The 22,500-nt window shown below is 50.3% G+C and carries 16 protein-coding genes and 1 tRNA gene; 16 read left to right on the forward strand and 1 reads right to left on the reverse strand.

The features are described from left to right. Positions 1–546 precede the first annotated feature (546 nt). The 16 genes from KKH67_02090 to KKH67_02165 all read left to right on the forward strand — a co-directional run bounded on the left by KKH67_02090 (position 547) and on the right by KKH67_02165 (position 21,554). Positions 547–1,698: a hypothetical protein gene (locus KKH67_02090; GenBank protein MBU1317965.1), complete on the forward strand. Its 1,152-nt coding sequence runs from the start codon at positions 547–549 to the stop codon at positions 1,696–1,698. Between the two features lie 58 nt (positions 1,699–1,756). Further along, on the forward strand, positions 1,757–1,957 hold the full coding sequence (locus KKH67_02095; protein MBU1317966.1) for a hypothetical protein: 201 nt from the start codon (positions 1,757–1,759) through the stop codon (positions 1,955–1,957). A 149-nt stretch (positions 1,958–2,106) separates the two neighbouring features. Beyond that, positions 2,107–3,081: a magnesium/cobalt transporter CorA gene (gene corA / locus KKH67_02100; protein MBU1317967.1), complete on the forward strand. Its 975-nt coding sequence runs from the start codon at positions 2,107–2,109 to the stop codon at positions 3,079–3,081. A gap of 108 nt (positions 3,082–3,189) precedes the next feature. Beyond that, entirely contained in the window at positions 3,190–3,843 is a 654-nt protein-coding gene (locus KKH67_02105) for a TetR/AcrR family transcriptional regulator (protein ID MBU1317968.1), read from the forward strand. Next, positions 3,840–5,195 (forward strand): TolC family protein, encoded by a 1,356-nt coding sequence (locus KKH67_02110; GenBank protein MBU1317969.1) that lies wholly within the window; start codon positions 3,840–3,842, stop codon positions 5,193–5,195. Before KKH67_02105 ends, KKH67_02110 begins: the two co-directional genes overlap by 4 nt. Beyond that, the gene (locus tag KKH67_02115) at positions 5,188–6,222 is read left to right on the forward strand and encodes an efflux RND transporter periplasmic adaptor subunit (protein ID MBU1317970.1); all 1,035 of its coding nucleotides are present in this window, start codon (positions 5,188–5,190) and stop codon (positions 6,220–6,222) included. Before KKH67_02110 ends, KKH67_02115 begins: the two co-directional genes overlap by 8 nt. Further along, entirely contained in the window at positions 6,222–9,338 is a 3,117-nt protein-coding gene (locus KKH67_02120; GenBank protein MBU1317971.1) for an efflux RND transporter permease subunit, read from the forward strand. Before KKH67_02115 ends, KKH67_02120 begins: the two co-directional genes overlap by 1 nt. Continuing rightward, the gene (gene bshC, locus KKH67_02125; GenBank protein MBU1317972.1) at positions 9,328–10,944 is read left to right on the forward strand and encodes a bacillithiol biosynthesis cysteine-adding enzyme BshC; all 1,617 of its coding nucleotides are present in this window, start codon (positions 9,328–9,330) and stop codon (positions 10,942–10,944) included. Before KKH67_02120 ends, bshC begins: the two co-directional genes overlap by 11 nt. A gap of 12 nt (positions 10,945–10,956) precedes the next feature. Further along, entirely contained in the window at positions 10,957–12,099 is a 1,143-nt protein-coding gene (gene bshA, locus KKH67_02130; protein MBU1317973.1) for an N-acetyl-alpha-D-glucosaminyl L-malate synthase BshA, read from the forward strand. 13 nt (positions 12,100–12,112) lie between these two features. Next, the gene (bshB1, locus tag KKH67_02135) at positions 12,113–12,832 is read left to right on the forward strand and encodes a bacillithiol biosynthesis deacetylase BshB1 (GenBank protein MBU1317974.1); all 720 of its coding nucleotides are present in this window, start codon (positions 12,113–12,115) and stop codon (positions 12,830–12,832) included. A 531-nt stretch (positions 12,833–13,363) separates the two neighbouring features. Then, a tRNA-Sec gene (locus tag KKH67_02140) sits at positions 13,364–13,452 on the forward strand. A gap of 56 nt (positions 13,453–13,508) precedes the next feature. Beyond that, positions 13,509–14,900: an L-seryl-tRNA(Sec) selenium transferase gene (selA, locus tag KKH67_02145; protein ID MBU1317975.1), complete on the forward strand. Its 1,392-nt coding sequence runs from the start codon at positions 13,509–13,511 to the stop codon at positions 14,898–14,900. Then, the gene (selB, locus tag KKH67_02150) at positions 14,901–16,775 is read left to right on the forward strand and encodes a selenocysteine-specific translation elongation factor (GenBank protein ID MBU1317976.1); all 1,875 of its coding nucleotides are present in this window, start codon (positions 14,901–14,903) and stop codon (positions 16,773–16,775) included. It abuts the gene before it with no gap. Continuing rightward, positions 16,768–18,384 (forward strand): amidohydrolase, encoded by a 1,617-nt coding sequence (locus KKH67_02155; protein MBU1317977.1) that lies wholly within the window; start codon positions 16,768–16,770, stop codon positions 18,382–18,384. The genes selB and KKH67_02155 overlap by 8 nt, the downstream gene beginning before the upstream one ends. Further along, positions 18,381–20,675, forward strand: a complete 2,295-nt coding sequence (locus tag KKH67_02160) for a hypothetical protein (protein MBU1317978.1) — start codon at positions 18,381–18,383, stop codon at positions 20,673–20,675. Before KKH67_02155 ends, KKH67_02160 begins: the two co-directional genes overlap by 4 nt. A 48-nt stretch (positions 20,676–20,723) precedes the next feature. After that, positions 20,724–21,554 (forward strand): hypothetical protein, encoded by an 831-nt coding sequence (locus KKH67_02165; protein MBU1317979.1) that lies wholly within the window; start codon positions 20,724–20,726, stop codon positions 21,552–21,554. Here KKH67_02165 and KKH67_02170 read toward each other — a convergent pair. Continuing rightward, on the reverse strand, positions 21,548–22,336 hold the full coding sequence (locus KKH67_02170) for a hypothetical protein (protein MBU1317980.1): 789 nt from the start codon (positions 22,334–22,336) through the stop codon (positions 21,548–21,550). The genes KKH67_02165 and KKH67_02170 overlap by 7 nt on opposite strands. Positions 22,337–22,500 lie beyond the last annotated feature (164 nt).

Below are 22,500 nucleotides of genomic sequence, written 5' to 3' on the forward strand. Positions count from 1 at the left end.
ACTGGCGAGGATCTTCAGGAGTTAATATCATCTCTTACCTCATATCTCTATTATCAGACATACAGATAATAAAAAGACGATACTTAACCGCCTCAACCAAAACTTGTGGGACAGCCTCTGGACATCTGCCGCGCACTTGATGTGCGAGCAGAGGCTGTGCCTCTGCGTTCTTCACGAGCTATCCACAGGAGCACAGCTCCTGTGTGCACTTTGATGCGACATAAGAGATCGCCACGTCGCTTTGCTCCTCGCGATGACGACGATGGACGTATTGGGGTTTTTCAACATGCCTTTTCACCGGCATGACATCTGTCTCATGTTCTGTTGTGGGCGAGGCGTCTTGTGATGCGCCAGACTTGTAGGTCGAATCCCTCGCGGATTCGACACTTCGGTATCTGAATCCGCTTGACTTCCAGAAGAAAAACAAACAACATTAAGACAATGTCCACAATACCGGGGAAGATCACTTTTGACCTACCTTCTGTATTTTTCAGATGTTGAAAGGGACAATATATGTTCTCGAAAATTTTATCTGGGAACTCTCGGATGAAAGAAATTATTCATGTGTTATTACTCACAGTTTTGATTGCCGCTGCAAATCTGGGCCTGAGAACGATGGTGACCCAGGATGATGAGTTATGGACTCGTCGCATTGAATTCCATGAGAATGAATTCCCTTATTCAATACGTCCCCTTACAAATGTAACAACCAGGTCATTGGCCAATGTTTTTGAAATATCTATCAAACATGCCTTTGCTTTCAGCCAGTACATTCTTGTCTTTATCCTCTTTCTATCATTCAGATATTTTTTAAAGATTATCGGGATGTCACAGAAACAAAGGATCTTTGGATTATGGATGCTCGCATTATCGTTCCCGATACTGTGTATACACTTCATTCCAAACTACTCCTGGGATGATCTTTGGGCATATATTGGTTTGATCTGGATGGCGGTATTCTTATTTAGAAGTAAACTAATTCATGCCGCATTGTGTCTAACATTTGCTATGCTAAGTCGTGAAAATGTAGTTTTGATAGCACCGGCTTTTTTCCTGATTGGTTCTGAAAAAATCTCCTGGAAGAAAAGACTTACTGCGCTTTTGATTCCGATTATTCTATATTGTGGATATCGTTTTATCATGTTTCCAGAAATCCTCTCAGGCCGTTTCACACGATTGATTGTGAATTTTGAAAATCTCGGAGAAATCAGACAGACAACCTATTCTGTTTTCATAAGCTTTGGCTGGCTCTGGGGGCCACTTATAATAGCTTTATACAGGTTTCTTAAAAAAGAACGGTTCACGGATAAGTTCTGGAATCAGATTGTTTATTCCGCGATTATAGTTTCTGTATTATGTATAGGAGTAACTCTCAACACCGCGCTTGCCAGAGAAACACGGCTCTTTTTTACACCTTTTGTGTTTATAATACCACTGGCTGTAAGTCATATTTCAAACAGAAAAACATTATTTGAGCAAATGTTAGAAAGAAACCAGGGTTGGAGAATAATCCTGAGCGGTACCGTTCTGTTCACTGGCTGTCTGGTAACAATAGTATTGCTATTTCCCTCTTTCCCATTCCTGCCAATGATTGACTTACATCGCACCCTGTTTGCATTAAATTTGAGCTTGTTTATTGTGATTGCATTACTTGAAAGTAGAAAATACCGTGATCTGTTAATAAGAATCAACCGATGAGAAACGCCAATTATTCACTTCATTGAGTGTGATAATCTCCTCTATTGATCTTGGCAATGTGGAAGACAAGGCCGCGAGCTGCCGCAAAGCTGTAGATGCGTGCAATGAAGCGCTGAAGGTGAGAACGTATGGAGACATCCCGATGCAATACGCGCTGACTCTGGAAAACGCGGGACTGATCTACTGGACGCCGGCTGGAGATGACAACAAGGCTAACGATTGCGCGCTAATGCTCAGGCGCGTTATGAACAGCGTCTGAGGATTCTCTTTTCGACTGATCCCTGCTGATCTGTGATAGACTCATCATGTATTCAGCGCGTTGGTTAAACCATTTGCCTTTAGTATTCAAGAATGTATATTTCCGGCTAATAAGTTTGGCACCTGCCGAGAAGTGATAGGTATGGATCAATGATTAGCTCGTTTGTCTGGAATCCGGAAGAGGGTGGTCGCGAATTTGAGGGAATGATCAATTTCAGCGAACTTCTCACCAAGAAAGATCATGTTTTTTGGGTTGATCTGTCTGAGCCGACCGACGAGGAATCGTACATCCTGACCCACGACTTCAAGTTCCATCCGCTTGCAATTGAAGACGTTTTGAGCGAAATGTCTCGACCAAAAGTCGACGACTACGAGGATTATATATTCGTCGTATTTCTCGTCGCCAGCGGACGCCCGGGTGGCGAGGATGATCTCCCATTCAAGGAGATCGGTCTGTTTCTGACCCGGAATTGCGTCGTGACTGTCCATTTTCAGCGGCTCAAGGTGATCGATTCAATCTTTGCGCGTCTTCATAAAGACGAGAGATTCATCTCGCGCGGAGCGGACTTTTTCTTCCACACGGTACTCGACCATCTCGCTGACACATATTTCCAGACGCTGCTGGTTATCGAGGCCGAGACCGACAAGATCGAGGATGATGTATTCGAGGATCCCGATCCGGAAATCGTCAAACGCATATTCACAATCCGTCGTGACGTGCTCCAGATCAAGCGTACGATTGCACCGCTACGTGAAGTTGTCGCTCAATTTGCTCGGGCCAAGTTCTCCCGGATAGGGGAGAGGACCTCGATCTACTTCTCCGATATTTATGACCATCTCGCGAGGATTTCGGATGAGGCAGATGAGCACAGAGACGCCCTGAACTCGTCGCTCGAAGTCTACTACTCGAACGTGTCGACGCGAACGAATGAGATCATCAAATTCCTGACAATTTTCACTGCGATTTTGCTGCCGCCGTCATTCATCGTCGGTTTTTACGGCATGAATTTTACGACGTTTGCGCCGGGCCTCGAATGGGAGTACGGCTACGTATTCGTTCTTGCGATTATATTGATGGTTGTAGGCGGATTGCTACTTTTCTTCCGAAAGCGCAAGTGGATATAGAGCTTGTCCCGGATACCCCCGATATCTCTTTCGATTGAACTCAGTATCTCTGAATTCTCATCAATCTACAATGAAACCTTGACATCTTTGCGGAGTATGATATATTCATTGACTGACCGGTCGGTCAGTAAGCAAGATGATTTTGCTCTGGGGTGCATTATTTCGAGAGTTCAACAGACAGAGGCGGACAGAGAAGGTCGTCGGAAACATATCACCGAAGCTGCGTTACGGGAGTTTGCCCGAAACGGCTACCACAGCACAGACGTTGCTACGATCGCTGAAAGGGCAGGTGTTTCGAAAGGGACGATTTACAACTACTTCGACAACAAGGAAGATCTCCTCCTCGGCGTTATTCATGACGGCTTTCGGCGAATTGACGAGAGGATGCAGGAAATTTTGTCATCGCCCGGCGATCCTGTCAAGAAGCTGAGAGAATCCTTACAGGCGTATCTTACGTTTTTCGAATCTCAAGAGGAATTCAGTGAAGTTCTCCTAAAGGAGGCGGTTCACATTTTTCCCAAGGTGCGGGATGAATATTGCGGCTATCTTGTGGAGAATGTCGGCTATATCGAGACACTGATCAAAGAGGGAATCGCTCAGAAGAAGTTCGACAGGATAGATGCTCGCCTGGCGGCACTCTGTCTGATGGAACTGGTGCACGCAGCCACGAAAGATTCGGTGCTGATCAAGAGAAAGATAAATGTCAGAGAAGATCACAGGACAATTATGAAGATTTTTCTCAACGGGATAGAGAAGAAATGAATCACAATCTCAGACGGTTAATCGGCCCACGACTGTTTCTATTGGTGCTTGTCTCGATGCCAATTCTCTTTCAGTCGGTATGTGAAGGGAGAGATCTTACGCTGGATGATGCAGTCGAGCTCGGACTCAGGAACGATGAGACTTACTTAATAGCCAAGGAAGAACTGGACCGAGCTGCCGGACAAATTCGAGAGGCTTGGGCTGGCGCCCTTCCTCAGCTCAGTTTCGATGGTCGATACACACGGAACATCGAAATTCCGGAAGTTGTGATCGGCAGTGAGTCGATCAAGTTCGGTACGAGCAACAACTACTCCCTCGGCTTGACGTTGATTCAGCCGATCTATCTGGGCGGCAAGGTTGGCGGTGGGCTTAAGATAGCGAAATACTATCGCAGCTATGCAGACTACAAGCTCAGGCAGACCCGAAATGATGTCATGTATCAGGTCAAGCAGGCTTTCTTTAGAGCTAAGCTCGCAAATGATGTCGTCGCCATACATGATGACGCCATCAAGCAGGCGGAACTGAATCTCGCAAATGTGAGAAAGCAATTCGAGCAAGGCATGGCTGCAGAGTTTGATCTTCTAAGAGCTGAAGTTGAACTGGCGAATATCCGCCCGCAATTGATAAAGGCGGGGAATGATTCTGAGCTGGCTGCAATTGACCTTAAGAACAGACTTGGCATAACGACTGATGAAGATATCAATTTGATGTACGAGTTTGATTCGGGTCAGCTTGATGACTCGCTTGATTTGCAGTCGGGACTCTCCTATGCCGCGCAGAATCACCCTGCGATTGTACAGCAGGATTACATGGTCAAATCATATGACAGAGCTATCGGCATTACCAGGGCGGATGGCAGACCTCAGTTGCTGTTCAGTTCGACGTTTGCGTATCAGGCCCAGAGTGAGGAATTCTCTCCACCGAGCAATGCATGGACGAAATCGTGGTCAGCTTCTCTGATACTGTCTTTTCCAATATTCGACGGCAGAGCGAATTCCGGTCGAGTCAAACAGGTGAGGGCGGATTACAATCAAAGCAAGTATGTCGCCCGCCAGATGAAGGAGAATGTTCTCCTCTCGGTCAGATCGGCGTATGGATCATGGGAGGAGGCTGTGGCTAGTTTGCAGAGTCAGGAAAAAACGATTGAGCAGGCGGAGGAAGGCATTCGGATTGCAAACCTTCGATATGCGGGTGGAGTTGGTACTCAACTGGAGGTCCTTTCCGCTCAGACAGCTAATACACAGGCAAAAGTCAATTACATAAATGCGGTCTATGACTATGAGCTCTCGGTGGCGGCGTTCGAGCGTGCTGCCGGCTACGAGCCGACGATCAGGGGAGAAGAAAATGACTAAGGGCAGGTTAGCGATAGTGATGCTGTTGCTGTTATCGATGTCGTGCGGAGGTGGTAATACCGTTCCGAGCAACAACCATGAAGAGAGGACTGCGGTTGAAGTCGCGGCAGCTGAATTGGGCAACATGACCGTGTATCGTGATTACACTGGAACATTGGAAGGTATTGAGCAGGCGATCCTGACTGCGAAGGTCTCCGAGACAGTCATTGATGTCCGCGTGAAACCGGGAAACTCTGTTAGAGAAGGCGAAACGCTCATTCTGCTGGACAAGTCCGGTGCAACATCAAGCTTCATACAGGCGAAAGCATATTACGATAATGCTCAAAAGACATTGAGCAAAATGAAGGCTCTTTTCGACGAAGGCGCCATATCCGAGAAGCAGTACGACGATGCACAGACTGCATTCAATGTTTCGGAGGCCAACTTCAGGGCTGCGCGAGATCTTGTCGAGATCAAGGCACCAGTGTCAGGAGTAGTTACCGACTTGAAAGCGAACATAGGTGATCAGACAATAGCCGGTCAGAAGCTGGCTACAGTGTCGAGAGTCGATTCGCTTAGATTGACCATCGGCGTCGATCCCGATGATGTTGTTCTCATTGCACCAGGTATGACTGCGAGAGTGTATCCGGTCGGAGTAAAGGACACCTGGACTGAAGGGATGGTAGTCAGAGTCGCGGGCTCAGCCGACCCCAAGACGAGGGCATTCAACGTCGAAATTCTGATTGCACATCAGAGCAGTGGTCTGCGTCCCGGCAGCTTCGCAGGCTGCACGATTCCGCTCCGGGAACTGAAGGGAGTCGTTAAGGTTCCTGACGAATCGATACTGATGCGAGAGGGCTTGAAAAAGATATATATAGTAACCGGAGACACGGCAGTAGCCACCGACATTGTCACCGGCGGAAACTCTGACGGATTCACGGAGATCATTCAGGGGGTCAAGGACGGAGATGTCGTCGTTACCATGGGACAGGTGTTCCTGCAGGATAGAAGCGCTATCCGCATCGGAAACGGGGAGGCTGACGAATAATGATTCTGGCAGATGTTTCCATCAGAAGACCGGTCTTTGCAACGATGATGATTGTTGCGCTCGTCGTTCTCGGACTGACATCATTTCTCAGATTGAACATTGATCTCTTTCCACAGGTGGATTTTCCGTTTGTTGTAGTCGGCACTGTCTATCCCGGAGCGAGCGCGGAGGCTGTCGAGAATGATGTAACGAAGAAGATCGAAGATGCAGTGAACTCCATACAAGGACTTGAAGATATACAATCGTCATCTCGTGAAGGTTACTCGCAGGTTGTGCTCCGGTTCGAACTCGAGATGGACGGCAAGGAGAAAGCTCAGGATGTCCGAGAGAAGATGTCTACGCACCGCAGTGATCTACCGCAGGACATCGAAGAACCTGTGATTCAGCGTTTCGACCCTGCTGAGTCGCCGATAATGTCTCTGGCAATCGCCGGTGACAGATCGCCACGAGAGCTCACGCAGATCGCCAAGGACAAAGTCAAGAAAAGGCTCGAATCGAAGCGGGGTGTCGGGGCGGTCGATCTTGTGGGTGGATTTGAGAGAGAAATACAAGTCGATGTTGATATCGAGAAGCTCGCGGCCTATGAACTATCGCCGTTTGATATCCAGAACTCCATCGCTGCTCAGAATCTCGAAGTGCCGGGTGGCAAGATCAACGAAGGCGGTACGGAGTTCCTTGTCAAGACCATGGGGAGATTCGATGATCTCAATCAGCTGCGCAATCTGGTCGTCGCAACTCCTGAAGGCCAATTCGTGAGGCTCGCTGATGTTGCTACTGTGACAGATGGTGTCGAAGAAAGCAAGTCATTATCGCGCCTCACTGGCAGACGGGCTGTCTCGCTGAATATCAAGAAGCAGTCGGGCGGCAATACGGTCGACGTAGCCAATCTTGTTTATGCTGAGCTTGAGCAGCTTCGCAAGGAGATTCCGGAGGATGTATCTCTGATAGTGGCTCAGGACAATTCGGTGTTCACACGTGATGCCGTCCATGACGTAGAAGTGGCGATGCTGTATGGTTCGATTCTGGCAGTGCTGGTTATCTTCCTGTTCCTGGCTGATCTTCGCTCGACTATCATTTCAGCAATCGCAATTCCTACATCGATAATTGCGACTTTCACTTTCATGAATGCGCTCGGATTCACACTGAATTTCATGACACTGCTGGGGCTGTCGCTCGCTGTGGGATTGCTCATCGACGACGCAATCGTCGTCATCGAAAACATCTACCGGCATATAGAAATGGGCAAACCGGCAAAGTTGGCCGCCGCTGCCGCAACGTCAGAAATCGGGCTTGCCGTGACTGCAACGACTTTCTCGATCGTGGTGGTATTCCTGCCGGTTGCATACATGAAAGGTATCGTCGGGCGGTTCTTCTATTCGTTCGGAATGACTGTCGCATTCTCGGTGCTGGTATCGCTGTTTGTTGCGTTCACACTGACGCCAATGCTCTCGTCGCGCTGGTTGAAGAGAGAGCAATCTCGCAAGGGCACGCGCAATCCAATCTACATGGCCACCAACGCGTGGAATGGTCTGTTTGGTGCGATCAACCGAAGATACAGCGGAATCCTGAAATGGGCTCTTGGGCATCGAGTGATAACACTGCTGGTCGCTACCGTCGCGTTCATCGGCGGAATGATGCTATATCCGTTGATCGGTTTCGAATTCATGCCGCAGAGCGACCAGTCACAGGCGTTTGTGGCAATAGAGACCGCTCCGGGTACACGGCTGGAGGTATCTGAAGAAATCGTTGGCAAGCTGGAGCAGATAATTCGGAGCCACGCGGAAGTCACGGATGTCTTTAGCGTAATCGGCGGAGAATCCTCCCCGATCAACAAAGGCACTATGACGATCAAGCTGATTCCAAAGGATGAGCGCGACATGACTGTCGCCGAGTTCGTCCAGGAGTTGCGTACGGAGTTGAAGCAGGTACCGGGAGTGAGGACAAGCATTGCCGTTGAGGCGGGACATGAAGGGGGGGAGGCGCCTGTTGCATACTCTGTGACCGGCGATCAGGAAGAGCGTGTCACGCGCTATACGGAAGCGCTCGAAGCAATAGTGCGAAACACTCCGGGTGCAGTCGACATCAATAATACTCTCTCCAGGGGGACACCTGAGCTGCGCATCAATGTCGATCGCAATAAGATTGCTGATCTTGGCTTAAATATGCTACAGATAGGTTCTGCCGTTAGATTACTGGTTGAAGGCGACGTTGTGTCACGTTACAAGGACATCGATGACGAGTATGATATTCGCCTTCGAGTGAAAGAAACCCAACGCAATATCGGATCATCACTCAGGAACTTCCTCATCCCATCATCTAAGGAAGTGGAGGGCATCGATGATTTTCAGGTGCCGCTTTCACGAGTGGCGAGTATCGAGAAGTGGGGAGGACCAGCAGAGAAGACCCGTTTCAATCGAAAACGGGAGTATCGAGTGCTCGCGAATGTTGAGGGTCGCTTTTCAGGCAATGTCAGACAGGATGTCGAGGCCGGCTATGCCGATATTGACATGCTTCCCGGATATGATATAGCTCCGGTTGGTGAAGGAAATTACCAGAAAGAAGCATTTAACTACATTTTTGAATCTCTGATTCTGGCAATCATATTCATCTACCTGCTCCTGGCTTCGCAGTTCAATCATTTTCTTGATCCGCTGTCGATCATGGTTTCACTGCCGTTATCGCTGGTGGGGGCATTTCTAGGGCTCCTCGCATTTGGCAGCTCTATTTCGATCATCTCCTTGATCGGTGTGATTATGCTGATGGGACTGGTGACGAAGAATGCTATTCTTTTGATAGACTTCACGAAACAGGCACGGGCGAGGGGTTTGTCTAGAACCGAGGCACTGCTGCAATCAGGGCCCATACGGTTCCGTCCTATCATGATGACCACGGCATCGATGGTCTTCGGTGTCCTTCCTCTCGCTCTCGGATTGGGTCCTGGCGCTGAACTGCGGGCACCGATTGCCCGGGTTGTCATTGGTGGGCTGATATCGTCAACAGCCTTGACTTTGGTCGTGGTTCCCGTAGTATACACCATATTCGACGACATTGCTCAATGGTTTGGCGGTTCACGGCGAAAGGATCAGGAACTTGAGAAGGCTGCGGATGCGGTATAGCGATCTCCGCTCCACAAGCGAGCTATTCAAGGACTTCATCTATGATCCCGGTGCGCTATCGCGATGGCTCGGCCCATCATTTCACGATGCGGACAGCTTCAGGAAAACAGCTGCTCGTCTCCTCGCCACAGAATATGACAGGGATGAGCTTGCCCGAATTCTAAGGTTTCAGAACGAGGAATTCGGAGCCTCTGAGCCCACGCTCAAGAACATCGAGCACATTGCAGATGGGAACGCTTTGTGCGCGATCGCCGGGCATCAAGTTGTGATGCTTGGCGGCCCCGCAATGATTCTCCACAAAGCACTCACTGTGATCAAGCTCTCCGAGAAGCTCAGCAATCTGTTAGCACATCCGGTCGTGCCGGTTTTCTGGCTGGCGACTGACGACCACGATTTCGCTGAAGTCGATCATGTCTTGCTACCGAGAGATGATGGCAGTATCGAGAAGATTTCTTACAGCCCGGCGATTCCGATAAGCGATAGAGCTATGGCGGATGTCATTCTCGATGAAAATTCCACACAGTTCATTGATATGGTTTCTGAGCAGCTCGCCGAGACCGAGTATAAGAAAGAGCTTATCGAAGATTTGCGACGATTCTATGCTCCGGGCAAGAGCATCTACGAATCATTTGCACGCTTTCTTCTCAATCATCTCGGCAGGTGCGGCCTTGTGCTTGTCAATCCTTCCAACCCGGGGCTCAGGAAGCTTTCAGCGAGCATTGTCGCCAGAGAAGTCTCGGAGTTTAAATCAGCTCGTGATACAATCAGACTTGCCAATCAGTCACTAACCGACGCCGGATATCATCTGCAGGTCGAGCGCGATGAGCAATACCTGAATCTGTTTCATGTCGATGGAATGCGCACCAGGGTGGGATTCCATGACGGACGTTTCTTCATAGAGGGCGTGGAAGATTCTGTGACAGAACCGGCGCTGCTTGATTTGATTTCGAATCATCCGGAGAGGTTTTCACCAAATGTGCTTCTCCGTCCCATTGTGCAATCTCACCTGTTGCCTGTACTGGCGTTTGTCGGAGGTCCTGCAGAGGTCGCCTACTCCACGCAGATAGGATCACTGTACGACCAATTCGATGTTGTCCCGCCGGTTGTTTGTCCTCGGATGTCTGCTACGATCGTTGAGTCCCGGTGGGCGAAGTTCATTGACAAGAACGGTGTTGACATGAAACAGCTGCAGACAATATCTGAACGTGAAGAACTGTTGACTGCGCTGCTTAAGGCTAAGTTCCCAGAGGGTATCACAGCGTCTACGGATGAAGGCCACCAACGCGTCTTGGATGTTCTGGGTGAAATTCGCAGCAAACTTGGTGAGGAGAAGAGCCTTTTGCAGGCACTCGAACAGACCAGGAAGAAAATCGACTTTGAATTGAACTCGTTTAAGAACCGAGTGTTTAAGGCACACAGGAAAGCGAACGATGATTTTTCTCAGCAATTCAGAAAGATGGCAGCTCACCTCTTCCCGGAGCAGTCATTGCAGGAGCGACTTTGCAGTCTTGTGTATTTCACAAACAAGTATGGGCCGGGAATAGTAGAAACTATATTCAACTCTCTCAGTATAGATGACCATGATCATCAGATCATATACCTATAGGTAGTAGCGACTATGAGAATTGGAATTACATGTCATCCTGTCATCGGCGGTTCCGGGGTTGTAGCATCGGAACTCGGTATTGCGCTGGCGGAGAAGGGACACCAGGTTCACCTGATAAGTTACGATCTGCCGGTCAGGGTTGACCGATTTATGGAGAATCTCTATTACCACCAGGTCGAATTCGATAGCTATCCGGTATTCAAGTATCCGCCATACACTTTAGCGCTTGCAGCGAAGCTTGCGGAGGTGGCCAAGACGTGGACACTTGATCTTCTGCACGCTCACTATGCGATTCCGCACGCCACGTGCTGCTATATTGCCAAACAGATGCTTGCTGATCCCCATTTGAAAGTAATCACAACACTTCACGGCACGGACATCACGCTTGTCGGTTCTGATAAGTCATTCTATGGGATTACGAAGTTCTCTATCGAGTCGTCGGACGGTGTGACCTGCGTTTCGAATTACCTGAAGCAGGAAGTATGCAAAGAATTCCAGATTTGTGCTGAGCCACGAGTGATTTACAACTTCATTGATGTCGACAAATACAAACCGAACGGCTGCAGCGATTTTCGTCAGAAGCTGACTGCCCGCGGGGAGAAGGTCATAATCCACATGTCAAATTTCCGTCCTCTGAAACGAATCAAAGATGTTATAGACGTATTCAGATTGATTCGTGCAGGAATGCCATCGAAGCTGCTTCTGATTGGCGAAGGGCCGGAAATAACCAGTGCCCGCGATAGAGTCGCGCAATATCATCTCACCGATGATGTCCTCTTTCTCGGCAACCAGGACAAGGTGGAAGACATCCTCACGGTCGGCGATCTCTTTCTGCTTCCGTCGGAGCACGAAAGCTTTGGTCTGGCGGCGCTCGAAGCTCTGGCATGTGGTGTGCCGGTCATTGGTACTTCGCACACCGGCATACCGGAACTGGTCGATGATGGCAAATCGGGATACGTGCTCGAATTGGGTGATACGGAGACTATGGCGATTCGCGGACTGGAATTGCTTTCCGATCCGGAGATGCACAGACAATTCTCAGAGCATGCAAGGAAATCTGTAACGACACGGTTTGAGAAGAGCATGATTGTTAAACAGTACGAGAGTTTCTATCAGGAAGTGATGGGCGGCTTATCGCTCGGATTACAGCAATAAGGATTGACGACAGATGTCTGACATAAAGCTTGATGCTCTTGCGATTGCCGCACACAGAGATGATATAGAGATCACTTCCGGCGGTCTCATGATAAAACTGCACGATCTCGGATACAAGACCGGTGGTCTCGATTTCACGCGAGGTGAGATGGGGACGCAGGGTAACGAAGGCGATCGCGAGCGTGAAGCAGAGGCAGCATCGAAAGTTCTTGGGCTGACCGTGCGTGAGAATCTCGGGTTGCCGGATGCGCAAATCGAGTTCAATCGCGGGAATGTGCTCAAGACCGTTCGTGTGTTGCGCGAGTATCGTCCGCATCTGGTGATTCTGCCGTACTGGGAACAGCGCCACCCGGATCACTATCATTGCTACAGAATCGCTCGCGAAGCTTGTTATTTCGCGGGGTTGGAGAAACTTGATTGTGAGGGGGAGCCTTTTCGACCACACAAGATACTCTATTCGACATATTACCGCGAGCCTAAGCCGTCATTTGTGGTCGACATCAGCGACCAATTCGAGCGCAAACTCGAAGCGGTGAAATGCTACATGTCGCAGTTCGATCCAAGTTGCGAATCGAAGCAGATATTCGTTCCGGGAATCGACATCTACGATTTCATCAGAACCCGCGACCGCGAGTACGGCATGCAGATTCGCAAGCAGTACGCTGAGCCGTATGTAATCAAAGAAACAATCGAAATCGATGACCCGGTCAAAATGCCGGTCGCGTCGATATAGCCGAGCATCCCGTTCCGTCGTTAATGTGCACACGGGAGCTGTGCTCCTGTGAATATCGCACAGAAGAACGCAGAGGCACAGCCTCTGCTTGCACATTTGGAGGAAATAGATACAGTGTCACACCGGCGAAAGGGCTTGTTGAAAAACCCTAAGTGATGTCATTGCGAGCGAAGCGTGGCAATCTCCGCATTTCACAATAGCCTTGATTTACATAGAGATCGCCACGTCGCTTCGCTCCTCGCGATGACGCTGCTTCACAGCATCGGAGGTTTTTCAACAAGCCCTTTCGCCGGTGTGACATGATGTCTGCCCCGGACCTTGGTCCGGGATTTCGAAGTGTGGCCGCGATCTGTTATCGCGGCTTGTATGCCGCTGTCAGGATCTCCTCACATACGTTCGGACCTGCTTCTCGCTTCGCTCCAGCAGGCAGGGATCACTGACCTACAACTTCGCTCCAGCAGGCGGGGATCGTTGACCTACTGTAGTGAACAGATCATTTGACTCTCTCTGCAAATATGATATATTAGCGCTGGAAGAGGATGGGGCCTGGTGGCCCCCGCGGCCTTCAAAGCCGTTGGCGCCCCCTAAAGGCGCGGAGGGTTCGATTCCTTCCCCTTCCGTTTTTTATTGAGGATTGTCCTTGTCTGGCCTTTTGAAGCTCCGTATATTTTTCGCAATGGCTGATACACTGTTTGACAGGAAGTTGAGTTCTCCGCGTGATATTCCGCAGGTGGAGCAAGTAGTCGCCGATCCATTCGTTGGTGAATATGTGGAGCGATATTCTCGCTCCTATGTACTCCAGATCGTGAGAGTTGTGTTCGATCAATTCAGAGACAGACTCAAGGACGGCGAGACTATAGATGGCGCCGAGATCAGGCAGACGATTCTCGATGATCTGGAATCTGAGCGCCACAAGTTCTTCACGAGCGTAGTGAATTGTACAGGGATAGTAGTTCATACGAATCTCGGCAGATCACCACTTGGCAGGCAGCGCGCTCAAACCCTGCTCGACAAGCTAACCGGATACAGCAATCTCGAATTCGATATTTCGACCGGCAAGCGTGGCAAGCGTGGCAGCCATGTCACGCGACTTTTCTCGCTGCTGACCGGTGCGGAAGCTTCCTGCGTGGTGAATAACAATGCCGCAGCTGTTTATCTGATCTTGAACACTTTCTGCAATGGCAAAGAGTGCGTTGTTTCGCGCGGCGAGCTTGTGCAGATAGGAGGCGGCTTTCGGATGCCGGACGTTATGACGGCAAGTGGGGCGATTCTCAGGGAGATTGGCACCACAAACCGCGTAGCGTTTGACAATTACTATCAGGCTGTCGGCGAAAACACCGGCCTCATAGTCAAGATTCATCTCTCGAACTTCAAGCTGACCGGTTTCACTGAGTCTGTCGATGCGAAGCAACTCGCCGCTCTCGGGCGGGAGAGAAACATTCCGGTGATGTATGATCTCGGTTCGGGAAGCTGGCTACGCCCGTCGGATTACGGGATCAAGAATGAACCCTCGATCACAAACGCGCTCGATTCAGGAGTTGATCTTGTCTGCTTCTCCGGTGACAAGCTCTTCGGAGGTCCGCAGGCAGGTATCATACTCGGTAATGCCGACCTGATCGAGAAACTCCACAAGAACCCACTGTACAGGGCATTCAGACCGGATAAGGTGACGCTGCTGCTTCTTGAGGAGACTCTGCTTTCGTATCTGCGCGGGACAGAGACGCTGGATTCACCTGCGATGACTCTTCTGACCACAGAAATTGACAAGCTCAAGACACGCGCAGAGCGGATATGTGCTTCCCTGGGTAAGGCTGGTATAGAGGCCGATATGCTCGAAACTACCGCCCTTGCGGGAGGTGGGAGCGCTCCCGAAGAAGAAATGCGATCTTACGGCGTACGCTTGAACTCCAAGACGAAGCCAGATGATCTGGCATGCGCTTTCAGATCAGCTGATCCGCCGATCATCGGTCGTATCATAGATGACAAATTTGTGCTGGACCTTAAGGCGCTCCTCGAGACTGAAGACGAGGAGCTGACTGCTGCCATTAAGACAATCCTCGGTAAATAGATGCTTTACACTATCGCAACAGCAGGACATATCGATCACGGGAAGTCGTCGCTGGTCAGAGCATTAACAGGCATGGACCCCGACCGACTGCCCGAGGAGAAATCACGGGAGATGACAATCGAACTTGGATTTGCCTGGTTCGAGCTATCGGATGAATCTGAAGTAGCAATTGTTGATGTTCCGGGGCATGAGCGGTTTGTCGATGCGATGATCACCGGCGTCGGTTCGATTGACATGGTGATGTTTATTGTCGCCGCAGACGACGGTTGGATGCCGCAGTCTCAGGAGCATCTGGAAATCCTTGATCATCTCGGTACCGAACATGGAATTGTCGTTGTGACTAAGACTGACCTTGCCACAGAAGAATGGGTAGAATTGGTGAAGGAGGACATCGCGGACAAAGTGCGTGGAACATTTCTTGAGGGTGCGCCTATCGCGACATTTTCTGCCTCTGACGACAGCGGGCTCGACAAAATCATTGGACTGGTATCGGAGCGGCTCGCAAGTATATCGGTCCGCAATCACCCTGATCGCCCTCGACTGTATGTGGACAGAGTTTTTTCGATGACTGGACACGGTGCTGTCGTGACCGGAACGATGCGCGACGGTGTTTTTGCAGTCGGCGATGACGTGCGTGTCATTCCGCACGACCTGTCGGGAAAGATCAAGTCTATCCAGACACACAAGAAGGTGCGCGATCGATCGCAGGCAGGTTCGAGAGTTGCGTTGAACATATCGGGTATAAGCCACAACGAGCTGTCTCGCGGGAGCGCTATTGTCAGTGCGGGGCAGTATTCCGGAACGAAGTCGTTTGCTGCGCGAATACGGATGTCACCGCATGCTCAGGTCAAGCTCACGCACAACAGGACTGTCAAGATTCTGATCGGCACGGTGAAAGCGAACGCTCGCGCCTTCGTGTTCGCAGGTGATACATTCGATCCGGGGTCTGAGGGTGTGTGCGAGTTCCATCTCGATTCACCGATCCTTGCGCGTGTCGGAGATCAATTCATCGTTCGGCTGCCGACTCCGGATGTGTTGCTTGGCGGTGGTGTGGTTATTGATACAGATTATGAAAGACATTCCAGATCGGATAAGACCGCAAGAAAACACTATGAGACGCGACAGACCGATAGCGTCGTTGGATTGATTGAATCCGATCTGAGAAGGCACAAAGGCATCCGCGTTGACAAGCTTCTTGAGTCATCGAACTTCTCGCGCCAGGACATCGAGCCGGCAATGGAGAAGCTGATCGAGGGTGGAAAGACAATCCGACTCGGCCAGATGGTCTTTGACGCCGGACATTTGTCCAAAGCGTCCGAGAAACTCATCGAGAAGATATCCAAGTTCCACGAGAAACATCCTGCGAGGCGTGGCATTCCAAAATCGGAGCTGATCTCAGTGGCTGATCAGGATGCTATGGTCGTAGAAGCTGCTCTGAGTATGCTTATCGGACAGAAGCGGCTTGCCGCCAGCGGGGCCATAGTGCACTCTCCCGCGTTTGCGCCGAAGCTGAAACCGGAGCAGGAGCGTCTGAGAGGGGATATAATCGCGATGTTCACCAGCGACCAGTACAATCCTCCTTCGAGAAAGCAGCTTGAGAGAATCTCATTCGCAATGCGCGATATTGTTAACTTCATGCTTGATGGTGGCGAACTAGTGGAGCTTTCGGGCGGATTACTCCTGCTCGGTGAAGACTTCGAATTCATAAGAGCGAAAATAGTCGAGACTATCGAGTCGAAGGGGAAGATTGATGTGGCCGGGATCAGAGAGCAACTCGGATTCTCCCGAAAGTACGGAGTGCCGATTCTCGAGAAACTCGACGGCATGGGTGTAACCCGGCGAGTCGGAGATCACAGGGTGCTGGCAAATGATTAGTATATCCGGGAGGCGAGGAGCCAGAAGAAAACTGCTGATGCATTCCGGCAACATACGCACGCTCGAACCGCGCTGTCCGTCGGCGCAAGCGATGATCATCGATGGACAGGCGATCTCGTGGATCGGCAACAATGATGAAATCGTTGGCATCCCGGTCGACGAATATACAATGCTGAATCTTGCGGGCAAGACGGTTATGCCGTCGTTTGGTGATGCGCATGTACATTTCGCATATCTGGCACAATCGCTGGCCAATCTTGATCTGGGTGGATGCAAATCATACGGGGAGGCGCTGAAACGCACCGAAGATTTTGCTCGTGGATTAGCAAGAAATGAGTGGTTCATTGGCAGGGGCTGGAAGAAGGACGAATGGACCGATACTCGCCTGCCCCACAAGCGTGATCTTGATTTAATAGCGCCAAACAATCCTGCTGCAATCTATTCCAAAGACGAGCACATGTATTGGACGAATTCGCTCGGTTTGAAGAAAGCAGGGATTGACCGGATGACACCTGATCCTGAAGGGGGACTAATTGAGAGGGATAATACCGGTGAACCGACCGGAATACTGATGGAGACTGCATGCGCGTTACTGAATCAGCGGATAGGCAAGCGGTCGCAAAGCGAAGTTCTGAAGCTGATCGAGCGGGCGGTTGGGGAGTGCCATCGCAGTGGAGTCACGGCTATTGGTAATTTTGATGACATAGACAACTTTGAACTACTTCAGGAATACCACAAGAAGATTGGCCTCAAGATAAGGGTTCGTCAGTATATTCCGATTCGTTTTCTGGACAATCTGTTGACGCTGAATCTCAAGTCGGGGTTTGGCAATCGATATCTGAATATTGCGGGGACGAAGACCTTCGCGGACGGATCGCTTGGATCACAGACCGCATATATGTTTGGGCCGTACAAAGGCAGTCGCCACAACGTCGGCATAGAGGTCACCGATCAGGCTACCTTGACAGAACTTGTAAGGCGATCTGCGTCTGGTGGTCTGGCCTGCGCCGTGCATGCAATTGGCGACCGGGCCAATCATCAGGTTCTCAATGCATTCGCAGATTTGTCTAAGAAACATCGCACACTGAGGCACAGGATAGAGCACGTGCAGATCATAAAGGATGAGGATATTCCGAGATTCGCGCAGCTTGGAGTGATAGCGTCAATGCAGCCATCACACTGCAGCTCGGATATAGATTTGATGGCCAGGTATCTTGGGAAGAGGTCGAACAATGCATACAGTTTCCGGAGCATAATCGATTCCGACGCAAGAGTGGCTTTCGGATCTGACGCTCCGATCGAGAAACTTGATCCATTCGGAGGGATTTACTCGGCGATCGCCAGACGATCTCCAGACGGTGGAAGGAGACACCGCCCCGACCAGAGGATCAGCGTTGGTGAAGCGTTTGCAGGATTCACATCCGGTGTTGCCTATGCACTGGGAGACGAAAATCTGTTCGGTGTCATAGCACCGGGCAGAAGTGCCGATATTATTGTAATGGATGAAGATCCATTCAGAACAAGAATGGAGACCATCAGGGATATTGAGGTCCTTGCCACCTTTTTTGAAGGTGAATGTGTATTTGGAGGGGAGAGGTTAATGGAATGAAAAAGAATACTAAACTGAACCGGCTCTGCGAAGTGGCAGCACTCTGCATGCTGCTTCTCTTTTCGTCTTTCGGAATAGTTCACGCAGGAGTCATTTACAAGATGTACGCCACACATCCATTCGACACAGAGGGTGGGAAATCTCCCGTTTCAGTGTACGATTTCGGCGCCAAGCGCCTCATCTCGACATTGCAAACGGTACCGGGAGCCACATTGGCGAGAGTCACTCCTGATGGAAAAGAGGTGTGGTTCTTCTCCCCCGTAGATAAGAGCGCCGGAGTATTCTCTGTTTCGACCGATGCGCCTGTTGGTAAGGCGTATCTTGACGCACCCGCTTGCGACGCTGTGTTTGATCCCGACAGCGCGATCTGCTATGTCGCATGCGGATCGAATGAGGGGGACGGCGGCCTCAATGTCGTTAAATTCATCGATACCGATAGACGAGTTGCCGCTTACACCATGGGAGTCGGTAAGAACCCTGTGGCAATTGCCATTCGCGATGATGGCTCAAGACTGTACGTTGCCAACAAGGATGATAACTCGATCTCGGTTATCGATCCGCGTAAATACGCGCTTTTAAGAACTATGTATGCGGGCGTCAGCCCGCACGATCTCGTGCTCACAGCGGACAATCGGTACCTATTTGTCGCGAATCGTGGTGTGGATGCGGGAGCAAAAGGCGGATCGTGCATCACGATCCTGGACGCTGAATCGGGCAAAGTGATGTACGTTGTCGAGACTGGTAATGGACCGACCTCGATAGGCTTGTCGCCGGATGGAAAGAGAATGGTAGTATCTCATCCTGGTTCGTCCAACCGTGAGAACCTATGGTTCTACGATATCAACTACCAAGACTCAGGGATATCGGTGGCAACGGTGGCCAAAGCAACCGCCGGCAATGGAATCGAATTTGGCACAGTCGACCCGACCGGAAAGCACTTCGTCGTACCGGATCAAATCGATGGAGGTGTGCTGGATGTAGACATGGTTCAGCCCGGATCTGTGTCTATGCTGACTGGATTCCCGACCGAACGGTCGTTTACGACGGCATTCGCCAGCGTTGATTATGATCGACAAATCGCTGCACGTGATTCTGTGATTGCCCGCGATCCTGCCAGTCCGGAAGCTGTGAAAGCTTATTTTGAGAAAGCAAGCCTTCACAATACGGCTGGCAATCGCAATGAAGTTGTAGCGACACTCAACGATGTAATCGCGTCCTATCCCGGAAGCGCGGCCGAAATGAAAGCGCTCTTCAGCCTTGGGTCGCTTTGCTACGACGGTCTTCTGTTCGCAAATGCTGCCGATTACTACAATCGCGGACTGATAGCATACGGGGAGTTGCTGGCGGTAGGTGATCCGGGCGAGAAGCCGGTGTCATCCGATGTGCTCACTGAAGCCTCTGAACGGCTTGGTGATTTGTCGCTGAAGCTTGACACTGACTATTTCGTCAACCTCTACAAGCTGTATGGCAATATTCCAGTGAAACATCCTGAATTCCCGGGGCTGTTCTTCACGTTTGGGGTTGCGCTTCAGAAGAAGGGCAACACTAAGTATGCAATGAAATGCTTCGAGGAAACTGAAAACAGGCTTATTGAACTGATGGATGACCAGCTATACCAGGAAATGAAGATCAAGCTTGCTCTTGTGAGACGTACTAGTGACGTTGTGCTGCGGGCTACGAAAATCAAGGACGCCGTTGTTCTCGATGGAGAACTTGGCGAATGGAGCAAATCTGAGGGCATACTCCTCGACCGAAGAGACAACGTGATTGTCAACCAGTTGAGGTGGTTCGATCCATCTGATCTTTCCGGCGAGTTTCATGTCGGTTATGATCAGTTCAACTTGTATGTTGCGGGGCGAGTCGTGGACGATCGTATTTTCAGGCCGGATCGTGGCGCGGGCGATTATTTGACTATCTACCTGGATGTTCGTGAGGGATCGGGCAATTATCTCACTCGCTCGAAAGCCATCGGGGAAGGCGTGATCAGCATACGTATCGTGCCGCCATCGAAAGCAGGTGGACAATTCCTGCTCAAGAGCGATGCCGGAGTAGAGCCTTTGATCGGAGGCAAGTCGTCTGTTGGAGGCTACAATTTTGAATTGAAAATACCACTCGCGTATCTTAAGGGCTTCTCTCCAGGCAAAGGCCAATCTATCGGGCTTGGCATCGAGTTGTTCGATATTGACTCTGCCGCTGAGAATGATCCCCCGAAGATTATGGGCTGGCTGATGCCGACAAAATCATCACATGGAACGCGCTTTTCCGAGATGTTTGGAATTCTCGAATTCTGAATATGATACTGAATGACTGAGATGCCGCATGCAATGAGGAGAACACAGATGTTTCTTAGAATCATATTCGTACTGCTGTTGTTGGCTGTCGTGAACTGCTCCAGCGAGAAGACTGAGCAGAGAGATATCGTGTCGTCCCAGTATACTCTCGATATATCCTCCTTCTTCGATATCGATTCATTACTGGCCATTCGATTCAATGATATCGAACTGGACGAACGTATCCCGAGAGTAGAATCCTTCAGAAAGGTAGTCACCTATCCGGAAATCCTGCCCAGCATTCAATTGCTTCTACCGAAATATGAACTCGCTCGACCGCCGAGTCCGGTGTCAATCTGTTATGACAAGGCTTCGGGCAGGTTCTATGCTGTGTTCGAGCGCACTCTCGCAGCAGACTTCAGCACAATGATCGAAGGTCGATTTGGGGAGAGCATAAGCGGCATACAGGCATTTCGGATTGCGGCAGCAGCAGTGCACATGGCATACAACCCGAGACTGCTAGCTTGTCGAAAAGCCGATCTGTTTCTTGATTCCAGGCTGCGACGCTACATCAATGATACGTACACTCCGGTTCCGGGCAAACAGCCAAAGGAATTTACGTCCGATTGGTGGACATGGGAAGCCATCCCGTCCGCGAACAACGACTATCGGAATCTCTACAATGTCTTTAAAGATAGTATCAGCGAGGCTTCATTCCTGAAGGACATTCCTGATGGGGCAGTCGGGGTGCCTACAGTGGAAAAGCAAGGGTTGTACTATCAAGTGATAATATTCGGCCTTCCACCGGGTGCCGCAAGGGAAGTCATGCGTTACAAGTTTAGAATTGCCGAGGATGGCCGCATTCACAGCCTGAACGCAGACGTGGTCTACTATTACTGACCGGTGTCGATCAGACCGAGAACCTCTTCCGGCTTCAGTGATCTCCGAAGCTCGGGTGCATCCATGAATTCCTCGCGCAGACTTCTGGCGACTTCCTTCGCGCGTGCCAGTATTTCCTCCGGGTAAATCGTGCTTTCAGCGGCTGCCATGTTTTGGCCCGCTGTCGACAGCGCTGCTTCTGTCTTCGATTCATTCCGTGACCCGGTACGTTTGATTTGCAGGAGAATACTATCTGCAGTGCTTACCGCTGATTCAACAGTCTTGAGCGTGTCAGACAAGCGAACCTGTTCGGTCTCTCCGGAATCTGCGTGGTTTGCGATAGTGATACCGTTAAGCGTGAGGTCGACACCGGAGAATTCCGGAAGATCGACGTCTGCAATCGCCTTCTTATATCCGCGAAGCTCGTCAGCGAGCTTTCGCTGCAGCATATCCAACGTATCCGGGTCCGCTGCTGTTACCGATGCAACCTGGTACAAAAGAGATTTCATCCTGAGCAGACTTCGCTCCAATATATCGAGGGAAGTTGCTACTGCAGCCGGTCCCTGCTGCTCATCAGAATGTCCGGCATTCTCCGGATTTCGGTTCATCTCAGATAGCAGGACCAGTTCCTCATTAATACTGTGTCTCGAAGCGTTGACCTTCTCAGAGAAGAGTGGGTCGTATAAGTAGTCTGCGGTCTTCTCAACATTGTTGCCAACAGTCACTGCAGATTGACTGACATTCTTGCTGAGGCTCAGGCGTGGCCTGACGTGCACCGTTTCATTACTGATTTTCTCGATCATCTTTGCTTCTCCCTTTCGGCTACAACTTAAAGCCTGCAATCCGTATGCCGAATGGGCGTGAACCCCATGGTGAGGCTGTGTGATTGATTAACAAGAAGATAGGGTGAGTGCTGCACGTTTGCCACTTGCCTGGTTATGGGATTGAACCTACACTCTATTGTCTC

This window comes from Candidatus Zixiibacteriota bacterium (genome assembly GCA_018820315.1).
In the GTDB taxonomy this organism is placed as follows: Bacteria; Zixibacteria; MSB-5A5; order JAABVY01; family JAHJOQ01; genus JAHJOQ01.